General features: G+C 52.2%; 10 protein-coding genes. 4 read left to right on the top strand and 6 right to left on the bottom strand.

The window, feature by feature from the left end; genetic code table 11:
* Positions 1 to 12: 12 nt before the first annotated feature.
* Entirely contained in the window at positions 13 to 3,507 is a 3,495-nt protein-coding gene (gene mfd / locus JL719_RS20835; protein ID WP_033157823.1) for a transcription-repair coupling factor, read from the bottom strand.
* 157 nt (positions 3,508 to 3,664) lie between these two features.
* Entirely contained in the window at positions 3,665 to 4,414 is a 750-nt protein-coding gene (locus JL719_RS20830; protein ID WP_033157824.1) for a flagellar brake protein, read from the bottom strand.
* Between the two features lie 79 nt (positions 4,415 to 4,493).
* Here JL719_RS20830 and JL719_RS20825 point away from each other — a divergent pair, with 79 nt between their 5' ends.
* From JL719_RS20825 to rimO, 4 genes are read left to right on the top strand one after another with little or no spacing between them, the layout of a single operon-like run.
* Positions 4,494 to 4,814, top strand: a complete 321-nt coding sequence (locus JL719_RS20825; RefSeq protein ID WP_033157825.1) for a DMT family transporter — start codon at positions 4,494 to 4,496, stop codon at positions 4,812 to 4,814.
* The gene (locus JL719_RS20820) at positions 4,814 to 5,107 is read left to right on the top strand and encodes a DsrH/TusB family sulfur relay protein (RefSeq protein ID WP_033157826.1); all 294 of its coding nucleotides are present in this window, start codon (positions 4,814 to 4,816) and stop codon (positions 5,105 to 5,107) included. The genes JL719_RS20825 and JL719_RS20820 overlap by 1 nt, the downstream gene beginning before the upstream one ends.
* The gene (locus tag JL719_RS20815; RefSeq protein ID WP_201799005.1) at positions 5,098 to 5,430 is read left to right on the top strand and encodes a TusE/DsrC/DsvC family sulfur relay protein; all 333 of its coding nucleotides are present in this window, start codon (positions 5,098 to 5,100) and stop codon (positions 5,428 to 5,430) included. The genes JL719_RS20820 and JL719_RS20815 overlap by 10 nt, the downstream gene beginning before the upstream one ends.
* A gap of 21 nt (positions 5,431 to 5,451) precedes the next feature.
* Complete coding sequence (rimO, locus tag JL719_RS20810; protein ID WP_033157828.1) at positions 5,452 to 6,762, top strand: 30S ribosomal protein S12 methylthiotransferase RimO; 1,311 nt, start codon at positions 5,452 to 5,454, stop codon at positions 6,760 to 6,762.
* A 38-nt stretch (positions 6,763 to 6,800) separates the two neighbouring features.
* Here rimO and JL719_RS20805 read toward each other — a convergent pair whose 3' ends face one another.
* The 4 genes from JL719_RS20805 to secF all read right to left on the bottom strand — a co-directional run bounded on the left by JL719_RS20805 (position 6,801) and on the right by secF (position 13,879).
* Positions 6,801 to 7,010, bottom strand: coding sequence for a cold-shock protein (locus tag JL719_RS20805; RefSeq protein ID WP_020483452.1), 210 nt, complete (start codon positions 7,008 to 7,010; stop codon positions 6,801 to 6,803).
* Between the two features lie 457 nt (positions 7,011 to 7,467).
* Complete coding sequence (gene nhaD, locus JL719_RS20800) at positions 7,468 to 8,754, bottom strand: sodium:proton antiporter NhaD (protein ID WP_373276523.1); 1,287 nt, start codon at positions 8,752 to 8,754, stop codon at positions 7,468 to 7,470.
* Between the two features lie 499 nt (positions 8,755 to 9,253).
* Complete coding sequence (locus JL719_RS20795) at positions 9,254 to 12,901, bottom strand: pyridine nucleotide-disulfide oxidoreductase (protein WP_051670177.1); 3,648 nt, start codon at positions 12,899 to 12,901, stop codon at positions 9,254 to 9,256.
* A gap of 48 nt (positions 12,902 to 12,949) precedes the next feature.
* Positions 12,950 to 13,879: a protein translocase subunit SecF gene (secF, locus tag JL719_RS20790; RefSeq protein ID WP_033157829.1), complete on the bottom strand. Its 930-nt coding sequence runs from the start codon at positions 13,877 to 13,879 to the stop codon at positions 12,950 to 12,952.
* Positions 13,880 to 13,966 lie beyond the last annotated feature (87 nt).

Raw genomic sequence — 13,966 nt, 5'->3', positions numbered from 1 at the left:
CAAAAATTAATATCAAGATTTAGGTACCAATCGTACCAACAACTTCTCCAAAAACACCACCTTATCCTCCATATCCTTAAAGGCCTGGGTAAAGCGTAATTTGTCCGCGCCATCGAATTTATAAACTTGCGACTGGCTTTGAATCATCAGGATCAACTCGCCGGTATCGATCTGCGGTGACGCGGTAAAGACGATGCGGCCGCCGGTGGCGTGGGCTTCGATTTTGCGGATGCCCAGATGTGCGGCTTGTTGTTTCAGTTCGGTGATGGCGAACAAGGCTTTGACCTGATCCGGCAACAAACCGAAGCGGTCTATCATTTCGATTTTTAATTTGCGCAAGTCGTCTTCGGTTTCGGCGCTGGCGATGCGTTTGTACAGTACAAGGCGGGCGTGGATGTCCGGCAGATAGTCTTCCGGAATCAGCGCGGCGATTTGCAAATCCACTTCCGGGCCCGTTTCGAACGGTGCGTCCAGCTCGGGTTGCTTGCCGGATTTCAAGGCTTTGACCGCGCGTTCCAGCAATTCGGTATACAGCGTAAAACCGATTTCCTGAATCTGCCCGCTTTGTTCGTCGCCCAGCAACTCGCCGGCACCGCGGATTTCCATGTCATGCGAGGACAGCATGAAGCCGGCGCCCAGCTCGCCAGAGGTTTCGAAGGCTTCCAGGCGCTTGATGGCGTCCTTGGTCATCAACGACTTGGGTGGCACGATGCAATAAGCATAGGCGCGGTGATGCGAACGGCCGACCCGGCCGCGTAACTGGTGCAACTGCGCTAGACCCAGCTTGTCGGCGCGGTTGATGACGATGGTGTTGGCACTGGGGATGTCGATGCCGCTCTCGATGATCGTCGTCGCGATCAGAAGGTTGAAGCGCTGGTGGTAAAAATCCAGCATGATCTGCTCCAGTTCGCGCTCGGCCATCTGGCCGTGGGCGATCTGAATTCGCGCTTCCGGCACCAGTTCGCCCAGTTCGCGCATCATTTTTTCCATGGTTTTGACGTCATTGTGCAGGAAAAACACTTGGCCGCCGCGCTTGATTTCCCGTTGGCAGGCTTCCTGTACTTGCGAGTCTATCCATTCGGTCACAAAAGTTTTAATCGCGTGGCGGTTCGGCGGCGGGGTGGCGATGATGGAAATATCGCGCAGGCCGGCCATGGCCATGTTCAAGGTGCGCGGAATCGGTGTCGCGGTCAGGGTTAACAAATCCAGCTCGTGGCGCAGCTTTTTGAAATGTTCTTTTTGCGTCACGCCAAAGCGGTGTTCTTCGTCGATGATCACCAGGCCCAAGGCCTTGTATTTCATTTCCTTGGACAGCAATTTGTGGGTGCCGATGACGATGTCGACCTTGCCGTCGGCCAAGTCGTCGGCGATGGCTTTTTGCTGTTTGGGGGTGACGAAGCGCGAGGTGACTTCGATGCGCACCGGCGAGTCGGCGAAGCGGTCGCGAAAGTTTTGATAATGCTGCTGGGCGAGCAGGGTGGTGGGCACCAGCACCGCGACTTGTTTGCCGCTTTGCACCGCCACAAAGGCCGCGCGCATCGCCACTTCGGTTTTGCCGAAACCGACATCGCCGCAAACCACGCGATCCATCGGCTGGGTGGCGGCCATGTCTTGCAAGATGGCGTCGATGGCGCTGAGCTGGTCCGGGGTTTCCTCGAACGGGAAGGCGGCGGCGAAGGCGTTGTAGTCGCTGTTATCGATGTTAAAGGCAAAGCCTTCGCGGGCGGCGCGTTTGGCATGAATGTCCAGCAACTCGGCGGCCACGTCGCGGGCGCGCTCCATGGCTTTTTTCTTGGCCTTGCTCCATTGGTCGGTGCCTAAACGATGCAACGGCGCATTTTCGGCGCTGACGCCGCTGTAACGACCAATCATGTGCAAGGACGATACCGGCACATAAATCTTGTCGTTATTGGCGTATTCCAGCATTAAAAACTCCGCGTCGATGCCGCCGACGTTGAGAATCTGCAAGCCTAGATAACGGCCGACGCCGTGTTCCTGATGCACCACCGGCGAACCGATGGTCAGCTCGTCGAGATTATTGAAAATGTTTTCCAGCGCGCGGGCAGCGGATTTGGCCCGGCGCCGGCGTTGCTGGACTTTCTCGCCGCTGAGCTGGCTTTCGGTGATGATCGCCAGCGGCGGCAATTGTTCCAGACAATTTGCCGCACTTCCACCATCCATGGCGGTCGTTGCCTTATCCAGCCAAAGGCCATGGTCCATCGGCGCCACGACAATACACGGCGAATGATCGGCTTTTAGAAACTCCGGCCAGCTTTGTACTTGCTTGGCGGCCAGTTTGACGCTTTTTAATTTGTCGATCAGGCCTTCGCGGTGGCCGGCGGTTTCGGCGACGAACAAGATTTTGCCATCAAAGCCTTCGATGAATTGGCGCAGACGTTGTGCAGGTTCTTTTAAACGACTGTCTATCGCCACATCCGGCAGTAACTTGCAGTCGAAGGAGTGGGCGGTTTCTGCTTGGTTGTCCAGCACTACGCGAATAAAGCTATCGGTGTGTTGCTGGATTTCCTCGGCTGACAAAAATAGGCGCGTCGGCGGCAACAAGGGCCGGTTGGTATCGTATTTGCGTTGCTGATAGCGCTCGTCGGCTTCGCTGTAAAAGCGCTGGGCGTTTTTGGCAAAGTGGGCCGGCAGCACGAACAATGCAGTCTTGGGTAAATAGGCAAACAGCGATTCGGTGCTTTCGACGAATAGCGGCAAGTAGTATTCGATGCCGGCCGGGGCTATTTGTTTGGAAACATCCAGATACAGATTGTTCTTGGGCGAAGCGTCCGGGAATTGCTCGCGGAAGGCCTGGCGAAAGCGTTTGATGGCTTCGTCGGTAAACGGAAACTCGCGGGCCGGGAATAGCTCGACTTTTGGCATTTTGTCCTGCGACATTTGTGTGTCGGGATCGAAGCTGCGGATCGATTCCACATCATCGTCGAACAATTCGATGCGATAGGGCTGCTTGGAACCCATCGGAAACAAATCCAATATCGAGCCGCGCACCGCAAATTCGCCGTGTTGATAGACTTGTGAGACGCATTGATAGCCCACCGCTTCCAGTTTGGCTCGTGTGACTTCCAGGCTCAAAGTGCCGCCGACTTCGATGGCAAAACTGTGCGCCAGAATATGTTCACGCGGCGCTAGGCGGTGCATCAAGGTAGCGACTGACAAAATCAGTGCACCGCGTTTGGTGTCGGGTAGCAGCGCCAAGGTGCGCAAGCGTTCCGAGATGATCTCCGGTAACGGCGAGAATACGTCGTAAGGCAGGGTTTCCCAATCCGGAAAATGCAGAATCGGCAGGCTGTTGTCTAAGAAAAATGCCAGCTCGTGTTCCAGACGCAACGCGGTTTGCGTATCCGGCGTGACAATCACCAGCAGGCGCTTTTCCTGAGCAATCGTTTGCGCCAGCGTCAGCGAGTCGCCGCAGCCGCTCAGACCACTCCAGTATATCGTGGTGCCTTGTTGTGGCAATGCAGTTGCGGGGATTGTTGGTAAGGACATGGCGTTAAATCAGATTTTTGAAGCGCGCAATTATAACCAGTAAGGTCACACTTGGACTAAGCGTCCGCACTTTGTCAATGGCCGGCAATGGAAAACTGCCTTGGTGAGTATATGCTGCGACTATGCGGCCTAAAACCTATGCTCAGCTGTTTGGGATTTAAATGCTTAGATTCTTTTGCTGTAATTCGATTTCCTGCATGTAGCGTTGGAGGTTGTTTTCGAACACCTGCGGAATATGGGTGAATTTGCAGCCTATGCGATGTTGATAGGTTGTGGCGCTGGCTCGAACATTGTTCACGCTTTTAATGACAAAACCCACGTGGGCCCTGCTGCCATCGTGCAAATACAAGGCGCATTCGTCTATGACGGTATCAGGCACTAAAAGGTCGGCAATTTTTGTGTCGGGATTTAAAAACGAAAATCCGGAAATGCTGATGTCTGCCACGCTGAACACTTTGGCTTGCGTATCGACTTCGCCGGCTTCATTTTTTGTGGCAAGGTTGAGTTCGCAGGTGCTGTTTTTATGAGAAAGAGGCACTTTAACGCGATAATACTGGCGGCGTTGCATCCAAAAAATGGCGTCCGGGATAGGCATCGCAAACACCGGGTGACCGTCGCTTTGCGACTTTTTGATTGCTTTGCCGCGGAATGAAACTTTGATGCCTTCGTATTCGGTGCGGAACAGCACTTTGGCTGAGCCTAGCAACTGCTTATTCAGTAATTCCGTAGGCGCAACATCCAGTGTAATCAGATTGGCTTTTTGATCGAGATCGATAATGGTGGTCAAAAATGATTGGTTATGTTCGCCAAAATGCGCAGAGATAATGCATTTCTTTTTGACTAGATCGCTTAAGTGACCAAAAATCAGCCTCGCGCTTCTAACAAGATAGTCGGATTCTTTTTCCATTAAATTACTAAATATTGCGGATAGGTAAGAGCACTGCTGTAAAATACCGCAGATTATAGTGCATAGGAAAGGAGTTTTGATGGGTTGGTTGCTATTGTTCGCCGCGGGTTGCTCGGAAATCGTGTTTGCGATAAGTCTTAAATACAATGACGGGTTTACCAAGCTATGGCCGAGCGTAGTGACCGGCGTATCGGGGGCGGGCAGTTTTTACCTGTTAATGCTGGCGATCAGAACTTTACCGCTGGGTACGGCTTATGCGGTGTGGACCGGTATGGGGGCAGTGGGTGTCGCGATAGTCGGGATTTTTCTGTTTAAGGAATCGGCGGACTGGTTCCGCTTAGCGTCTATCCTGTTAATCATCGTCGGCATCGTCGGTTTGAAGCTGACGCATGTGGAATAATGCTGCATTTGTTATCGCAATTGCCGTTGCAAGCGGCGCTTATCGAGCGCATTGGCAGCGGTGACGATGTTGTCTTGATGGATGGTGCGGTGTGTGCCGCGCGGATCGGGCATAGCGGTAATGCGTTGTTGCGGCAATTGTTGAGTCGGTCGTGTCGGGTTTATGCCTTGCAAGAGATGTTATCGGTTCACGGTGTCCAGCCGCAATTTGTGTTGTCAGGTTTGGAAGTGGTTGATTATGCGGGCTTGGTCGAACTGACCGTGCGGAATCCGGTAATTCATTCGTGGAATTGATGGTCGGCGGTGTTGCGTTGCCAACCAGCGACGATGGCTTTTTGCGCGATGCCGGGCAATGGAATCGAGCGGTGGCTGACGAGTTGGCGCGGCTAGAAGGTATCGCGATCAGCGATGCGCATTGGGAAATCCTGTTGTACATTCGCGACTACTATCAAAAATTCCAACACCTGCCCAATGCCCGGATGTTTGTGGCGGCTATCCGCAAACAATTTGGTGAAGACAAAGGCAATAGCCGCTATCTGCAAAAATTGTTTCCACAAGGGCCGCTGAAATACGCCTGTAAAATCGCCGGCTTGCCCAAGCCGCCCACCTGTTTATAAAAATGTTTTCAAGAGAGTTTCATGAGTAACCCCCGTGTTGGATTTATCAGTTTAGGTTGCCCAAAAGCCCTGGTCGATAGCGAGCAAATTTTGACCAAGCTGCGTAGCGAGGGCTATCAGGTGTCGCCGAATTACAAAGATTCCGATCTGGTGATCGTCAATACCTGCGGCTTTATCGATGCGGCGGTCGAAGAATCGCTGGACAGTATCGGCGAGGCTTTGGCGGAAAACGGCAAGGTCATCGTCACCGGGTGTTTGGGAGCGCGGCAAGACGAGATTTTGGCTCGGCATCCGCAGGTTTTAAAAATCACCGGCGCGCACGCCACTGATGAAGTGGTGTCTGCGGTGCACGAGCATCTGCCGCCTGCGCATAATCCGTTTACCGACTTAGTGCCGCCGCAAGGCATCAAGCTGACGCCTAAACATTACGCTTATCTAAAAATCTCCGAAGGCTGCAATCATCGCTGCACGTTTTGCATCATTCCGTCGATGCGCGGCGATTTGGTGAGCCGTCCCATTGACGATGTGATGCGGGAAGCCGAACGGCTGGCCGATGCCGGCGTTAAGGAGCTGCTAATCGTTTCGCAAGATACCAGTGCTTATGGTTTGGATTTGAAATATCAAAGCCGGCGTTGGCGCGGCCGGGAAATGCAAACCCGGTTTTACGATTTGGCCGAAGCCTTGGGTGAGTTGGGTATCTGGGCACGGATGCATTATGTCTACCCGTATCCGCATGTTGATGACGTCGTGCCGCTGATGGCTGAAGGCAAGATTCTGCCGTATTTGGATATTCCGTTTCAGCACGCCAACAGCCGAATTTTAAAACTGATGAAACGTCCGGCTGCGGCGGAAAATAATCTGGAACGCATCAAAGCTTGGCGGAAGATTTGTCCGGATTTGACTATTCGCAGCACGTTTATCGTCGGTTTTCCCGGCGAAACCGAGCAAGACTTTGACGAGTTGCTGCAATTCTTAAGCGAAGCGCAAATGGATAGGGTGGGCTGTTTTGCTTATTCGCCGGTGAAGGGGGCGGTGGCTAACGATTTGCCCGATGCGGTGCCGGAAGCGCTTAAACAGGAACGCTTGGCGCGTTTTATGGAACATCAAGCGGCTATCAGCGCAGAGCGCTTACAACGCCGAGTTGGCCGAATCGAAACGGTGTTGGTCGATGAGGTGGTCGAGGAGGGTGCGGTGGCGCGCAGCAAAAGCGATGCACCCGAAATTGACGGCCAGGTGTTTATCGATGGCGCAAGTCATTTACAAGTCGGCGATTTCGTCGATGTCGAAATCGAGGAAGCCGACGAGTATGACTTGTGGGGTAAACTGATCTAACGAAAAAGCCGCTGGTTAGGCGGCTTTTTCAGTTCAATTTACAGCGGTGTTACGTTTTCCGCTTGTGGGCCTTTTTGACCATTGGTCACTTCCATCGTGACTTTTTGGCCTTCTTTCAAGGTTTTGCGGCCGTTGCCGTTGATGGCGCTGAAGTGTACGAATACATCTTTGCCGCCTTCTTGCTCAATGAAGCCGAAGCCTTTTTCGTCATTGAACCATTTTACTTTGCCTTCTACTTGAACTGACATAAATCTCTCTTGCTAATAAAGTGCTATTCGCTGGTTTGTAACTAGGGTTGGTGAATAAAGCAGGTAGTGGAAAACAATGTTTGTTGATCCGATTGCAGACTTGAAAAGCGACAACGATACCGAGCTAAATCGCCTCCATTATACATCGCAATTGGCGGGTATCCACAAAAACTAGCTAGATTTTGCTTGTTAAATGATTGTGACAATAGGTTGTCGGCTGTCTTTGGACGGTGCAAATGTCAGGCTAACGTAGGTTGCGGGTGGCTATTGGCGGGCTAAGATATTGAAATGAAGTGATTTTTTTTAGGCTTTTATGGAGAGTCGGCTTGACTGAAATCCGCTTTTGGCCGCTTGCAAATGCAAATTTGATTGCCGCAAAAAACAAAAAAAATACTGAATTTTGCAATTGGCCTATTGGGCAGGCCATGAAAAAGACTGCCCAATAGAGCTTGTCGCGTCAAAAATAGCTACCGTTAATCAGGAAATGCGTGGCAATGCTACCGAAAAAACCGATCAAAATGACCGGCATCCATTTCAAGTGTGCGCTAAAGGAGTAAACGCCTTTCATTTGTCCCATCAAGCCTACGCCTGCTGCCGAGCCGATTGCCAATAAGCTGCCGCCCACGCCTGCGGTTAATGTGACTAACAGCCATTGGCCTTGCGAGATGTCGGGATGCATGGTGAGTACCGCAAACATGATGGTACCGTTATCAATGAAAGCCGACAGGATGCCGACCACAATGTTGGCGATGGTGGGGTCCATGCCGACGTATAACACATCCGAGGCCATGGTCAGATAACCAATGAAACTCAGGCCGCCGACGCTGATCATGACGCCGTAAAAAAACAGCAGGGTGTCCCATTCCAGTGTGGCGACGCTTTTAAATACATCGAATTTTTGGCTTGGCCTGGCGTCGGGAACCGCAACGTTAAATAATTTATACACGTGGGCGAAATCGCTAATTTTGCCGTTGTCTTTATCAGCGGTTTTTTGCAAATAAAAGCCCAGGAATTTTAGATAAGTCAGGCCGGCCAGCATGCCGGCCGCGGGTGGTAGTTTCAACATGTTTTCGAAGCAGACCGCAGTAATAATCGTCAGTAAAAACAGCACGATCATGGTCATTGCGCCGCGTTTCATTTTTGGGGCTTTACCGACTGCGGCAGGTTGCTGTTTGGGTATCCAGAAATGCATGATTATCGCGGGCAGTGCGAAATTGACTATGGCCGGGATGAAAAGCGAGTAGAAATCTTTGAACGGTACAACCCCGCTTTGCCAAACCAATAGTGTGGTGATGTCGCCGAATGGGCTGAACGAACCGCCGGCATTCGTGGCTACCACGACGTTGATGCAAGCCAACGTAACGAACTTGCGATTGTCTTTGCCCATGGCTGCGATCACTGCGCCCATCAGCAGTGCAGTGGTCAGGTTGTTGCAAACCGAGGACATGAAAAACGACATGATGCCGGTAATCCAGAATAACTTTCTGTAGCTAAAACCTTTACTGAGCAACCAAACCCTCAGATTATCGAAAACGCCGCGATCTTCCATCGCATTCAGATAAGCCATCGACACCATGATGAACAAAAACAGTTCCGCATAGCCTTCCAGACAAGCACGGAATGCGTGTCCGGCCTGCTCGCTCATGCCATTATTCACGTAAATGCCCGCGATAAAGGCCCAGATCAAGCTCGCGGCTAATACCATGGGTTTGGATTTGTTTAATTCGGTGACCTCTTCGGTCATTGCCAGCAGATAGGCAACGGCAAATATGCCGATAGCCAAATAACCCACCCAATGCTTAGTCAGATTAAGGGCTTGTGCTGCTTGTTCTGCGTCTGCCCAAGCTATTAGTGGTGAGCAGGTGAGTAAAATGAGTAGAAGGATGCGCGAAAACACGGGTGAACTCCTTTCAATAACTGGGTGCTGGACAGCCACGGTAGGGAGTGAGTTCCTCGACCGTGACTGCTTTTGCCGTGCCCGCTTAACTACGGGTTTGGCTATCACGATATTACAAAGTTTGTAACTTTACAGCGAGTGTAGTTTAGCATCGCTAAAGCCCGGATATTCCGCTAGGAATGCTTCGGTTTTATATGCTTAACCCTGCCATTAATCCAATATATTCGTCACTCCCGTGCAGGCGGGAATTCGTTAAAGCCTTTTGTCTCCGGCCTTTGCGGGAGCGACGATACGGATCGGGTCTGTAGTCTACCGGGGATAGGCTTAATGTCTGCCTATCTTGTTATCATTGGGCTTCGAGTAAATACGTCAGCCAGAGTGAGGACAGTTTTTCCTGTACCGTGTTTTGCCGCAGGCGGGCTGCCAGATTCGGGAAATCCACATAATCCAGCGCCTGATCCTGGTTGTAACAAGAATACATAAAGCTCTCTTCGCCGCTTTCCGGATCCACGTGTTTGCATAAGCATTGGGCGCAGACGCCTTTCATCATGCATTGCATCGGCGAGTTGATTGAGCCGACCGCCTCGTGGCCTTCCTTCAAGTACGGTTTTAAAGCGGCAAAGCGTGCGGCTTTTACCGCTGCCATCATTCGATCCGAGCCGATAACGATCAGGTGATCCACGTCTTGCAGACGAATGCTGGTGTCACCTAATTTTCCGGTGGCGTAAGACACCATGGCTTCGACGATGTTGCCGACGAAGGTTTTATCCTGTGGCCGAGTGACCGGGATCGCTTCGTTGCCGGGTCTGTCGTCTACCGCCCAAACAATCACGTCGGACGCTTCTTCAATTTCCGGCACCTTGAACAAGTCTTCGCTGTTACGGTAGCCGGCGAAATACAGCACCTTGTTTCCCGCATTGCGCATGGCTTTACCGATTGAGAACAATACCGCGTTACCCAAACCGCCGCCCAGCAACAGCACGGTTTTACCGGTTGGAATTTCGGTTGGGGCGCCGGTTACGCCCATCAATACCAGCGGATCGCCGACTTTCCAGGTGGCGCATAAGCGGCTGGAGCTGCCCATTTCCAGGGCAATCAATGATACCAAGCCTTTTTCTTTGTCTACCCAGGCGCCGGTTAGAGCCAAGCCTTCGGCGGCCAGTGTGGTGCCTTCGACTACAGGGGCCAGTGATTCGTAATTTTGCACCCGGTAGAACTGGCCGGGTTCGAAATGTTTCGCAGCGGCGGGCGCTTTGATGACCACTTCGATGATGGTGGGTGTCAGACGATTCACTTCGACGACATGCGCCAGGAAAGTCGCATCCAGTCTGTCCTGCAAGTCGCGTAATTGGGCATCCCGTTGTGCTTGCTGTGAGGCGTCCAATCCAGCAAGCTCGTTGGCAAACAGTTGAACGATATACGGATAACCGTCTTTCGCGCTGGCCATGGCTTTTACCACGTTGCCGGCATAAACCGGATGGTTATCGCCATAGAAAGTGATGTAGCGGCCGTCGCTAACATAAGACGTAAACGGTGCCGGTTTGCCCACTTTGACTTGCGCTTCATCGGCCATCGGCGCCAGTTGCGCTTTGCCGTCCAACCAGTCGGGTTCGTGACGTTTGTAAAATTTGCCTTCCATCGCGAAAGTGCGCGGATGTTCGGACTGGTAGATCGTGTTGGGCGCTGTGCCGGCGGCGATGAACAGGCCGCGCAGCTTCACTTTCACTTCATCGGCTTTGCGCCATTTACCGTCTTGCTCGGTCAGCCTCTCAAAGCGTACGGCTTGCAAATGACCGTATTGATCTTCGATCGCTTCCAATGGGCTCATGCCTTCGGCCAGATAAATGCCTTCCGAGAGCGCTTCGTGGATCTCTTCGTGGTTTTGCCGATATGCTGGCGAGTCTTTGATGCCTTTACGGTAGAACAGCGTCACGCCGCCCCATTGTTTCAGGAAAGGCAGGAAGTTAGGTGTTTCACCAGAGGCGGCGGCGCGTTCGCGCTCCTGTTCGATGACGCGGCCATGCGCCAGGAACTCTTCCAGAATTTCCAGTTCTTCACCATCGTAACGGCTGCGCACCGTCGCTTCGCCGTATTTGGCCACCAGTTTTTCGTAACGATGCAAAATCTTGCTGACTTGACCAGGATAGTAAGCCAGTAATTCGGTGGTGGTATCGATGGCTGTCAAGCCGCCGCCGATGACGCCGGCCGGTAGCCGAACTTGTAGATTAGCCAGCGAGGATTCTTTAGCCGCGCCGGTCAATTGCAGGCCCATCAAGAAGTCTGACGCTTTGCGGATACCACGGGTCATGTTGTTTTTCAGATCGATCACCGTTGGTTTGCCGGCGCCACTGGCAATGGCGATGTGGTCGAAACCCATCTCCCAGGCTTCGTCGATGGTGATGGTGCCGCCGAAACGCACGCCGCCGTAGCATTTGAAAGCGTTGCGGCGTAGCAAAGTCAGGTAAATGACTTTCAAAAAGTTTTTGTCCCAACGCACGGTAATGCCGTATTCGGCCACGCCGCCAAAACCTAGCAACACACGTTTATCCAGGTCTTCGTAAAGGTCTTGGAAGTCCATGATGGGCATCGGCACGTTATCGCGGTCGCCGGTTAGATGCAGGGGGAGCGGCTCGATTTTCAAGGCATCGATACCCACCACGCCAAAGCCTTCATTCAGCAAATAGTGCGACAAGGTATAACCGGCCGGACCCATGCCGGCCACCAGCACGTTTTTGCCGTTATACGGTAGGGCGGTGGAGCGCTTGACATTCAGAGGATTCCAGCGGGTCAACAGGCTGTAAATTTCAAAACCCCAAGGCATGAACAATACGTCTGTCAGCACATTGGTTTCGATTTGCGGAATATTCACCGACTCGGTTTTTTGGTAAATACAGCCGCGCATGCAATCGTTGCATATCCGGTGGCCGGTGCCGGGGCACATCGGATTGTCGATGATGATCATCGCCAGCGCGCCGATATTGTCGCCTTGGCGTTTGACCACGTGCATCTCGGAGATTTTTTCTTCCAGCGGGCAGCCGGTCATCAGTGCGCTCAAATGATTGGTTTTGAACGTACCGTCTTTTTTGTTCTTGATGCCTTTGGAGCAGGAATCGTTATCGCGGTCGTGGCAGTAAATGCAATGATCCACTTCATACAGCACCTGACGTTGTTTGAAGCGCTTGTCGGTCAAGGCAAAGCCGTCGCGGCGACGGTGATGGTGATCGTCGCAAGCCCATACGTCATAACCGTTTTGTGCAACGGTTTCGTGGTCAACCAGATTGTCCAGATTGGTTTTTTCCGGCACCTTGAAACTCACCCATTTGGCGACATAGGCTTTTAATTCCGGGTCGTGCTGGGCGGCAAAACTCCAGCGACGGACGATGTCCAGCAGGCCGGCTACCAGCGCAGCAGGGCTGTCGTAGCCGCTCAATTGGTCTTTGAACGCGGCAAGCTCGGCATCCGTAATGTCCGCCTGTTGCGACAAGCGCCATAAATCGGCGCCGATTTGGCTAATCGCCAATTCCGGATCGGCCTGGAATAAATCCTGTTTGTCAGCAGCGGTCAATAAGCCATTCAGTTGGCTGCGCAGTGCGGCAATATCCCAATCTTCAATGGTTTGCCCTTTGAACAACTTGCTCAAATTGCCAACGATTTCTGTGCGATAAACAAATATTGCGTCGAATTCGCCACGAATATGGCCGATTTGTTGGTCGCGCACATCGCTGACATTGAATAAACGCGCGACGAAGGTACCGACTAGCGGTGCCATTCTTACCAATAATTCGGAAACTTCCTCGGGCTTCATGCCTTCGCTGCCGCAGGCGCGGTAAGCAGTAATTTCCGCAAACAAGGCGGCATCGTGTTGCTGTACCGACTGATCGAATACCGTCAACAAATCAGACAGGCGTTTGGCATCGTACAAGTCTTTATAGGCAAATCCGGGAATGCCGAGGGTGAGTTGGGTAAGGTCGCGAGTATTAAGCTTTTGTGTCATCAAGTTATTCCGTGAGCGTTCGCTTGAAGTGATAAATGAAAATTCGGGTTAAGGCATGTCGTCGACGACGCTGTCTTTGGCGGGCGGCATCAGGTCGTCGCGGCTCAAGCCCAGGCTCAAAGCGAGCGAGCTGGCGATGTAAATCGACGAGTAGGTGCCTTTAACGACGCCGATCAGCATAGCAATCGCAAAGCCGTGGATGGTTTTGCCGCCGAGGAAAGCTAGGGCCAACAGTGTTAAGAAGACGGTTAACGAGGTCAGAATGGTCCGGCTCAGCGTGTCGTTCAGCGCGGTATTGACGATGTCGTTAATCGATTCCTTGATGCGACTGGTGCGGACGGTTTCACGAATCCGGTCGTAGACCACGATGGTGTCGTTGATGGAATAACCGATCAACGCCAAAATCGCCGACAACACGGTCATGTCGAATTCCCAGCCAAATACCGAGAAAAAACCCATCGTGATGATACTGTCGTGGAATAAGGCAGCGATCGCGCTCAAGGATAATTTCCACTCAAAGCGAATGCTGACGTAAAACATGATGCCGACAAAAGCGAAGAACAGGGCCAGGCCGCCATCGTTGACCAAGTCATCGCCCACTTGCGGGCCGACGAATTCCACGCGGCGCAGTTCGCCGGGTTGGCTTTGGCTGCTGTTAGCGACATTTAGCACTTTTTCGCTAAGCTCTTTTTGGCTGATGTTTTCTACCGGCTTCAAGCGGATTAACACGTCAGCCGCGCTGCCGAAATGTTGCAGATTGGCATCGGCGAAGCCTTGTTGTTCCAGAGTGCTGCGCATTTTGTCCAGATCGGCGGCTTGGTTGTAATGCAATTCGTAGACGCTGCCGCCGGTAAAGTCTATGCCCAGATCCAGACCCTTGACGAAAAATGAAACAATGGAAATTAACAGCAGCGTGCCGGAAAAGTAAAAGGCCAGCTTTCTTTTACTAAGAAAATCAATATGTGTAGCGGAAGTCATGCCAATGTTCCTGATAAGTGGTAAGTGTTGCGATCCGGGCACGCTAAATCTATGTTGTTTTTATAGAGGGCTTGCGGACGATAAGGC

It is taken from the genome of Methylomonas sp. LW13 (assembly GCF_016865255.1).
GTDB lineage: Bacteria > Pseudomonadota > Gammaproteobacteria > Methylococcales > Methylomonadaceae > Methylomonas.
Note: the sequence above shows the minus strand (reverse complement) of the source record. Positions and strands in the feature narration are given on the sequence as shown.

Bases quoted from the DNA above. Each gene is read 5' to 3' on its own strand.
- mfd (WP_033157823.1), bottom strand. From the start codon at position 3,507: ATGTCCTTACCAACAATCCCCGCAACTGCATTGCCACAACAAGGCACC.
- JL719_RS20830 (WP_033157824.1), bottom strand. From the start codon at position 4,414: ATGGAAAAAGAATCCGACTATCTTGTTAGAAGCGCGAGGCTGATTTTT.
- JL719_RS20825 (WP_033157825.1), top strand. From the start codon at position 4,494: ATGGGTTGGTTGCTATTGTTCGCCGCGGGTTGCTCGGAAATCGTGTTT.
- JL719_RS20820 (WP_033157826.1), top strand. From the start codon at position 4,814: ATGCTGCATTTGTTATCGCAATTGCCGTTGCAAGCGGCGCTTATCGAG.
- rimO (WP_033157828.1), top strand. From the start codon at position 5,452: ATGAGTAACCCCCGTGTTGGATTTATCAGTTTAGGTTGCCCAAAAGCC.
- JL719_RS20805 (WP_020483452.1), bottom strand. From the start codon at position 7,010: ATGTCAGTTCAAGTAGAAGGCAAAGTAAAATGGTTCAATGACGAAAAA.
- nhaD (WP_373276523.1), bottom strand. From the start codon at position 8,754: ATGACCGAAGAGGTCACCGAATTAAACAAATCCAAACCCATGGTATTA.
- JL719_RS20795 (WP_051670177.1), bottom strand. From the start codon at position 12,901: ATGACACAAAAGCTTAATACTCGCGACCTTACCCAACTCACCCTCGGC.
- secF (WP_033157829.1), bottom strand. From the start codon at position 13,879: ATGACTTCCGCTACACATATTGATTTTCTTAGTAAAAGAAAGCTGGCC.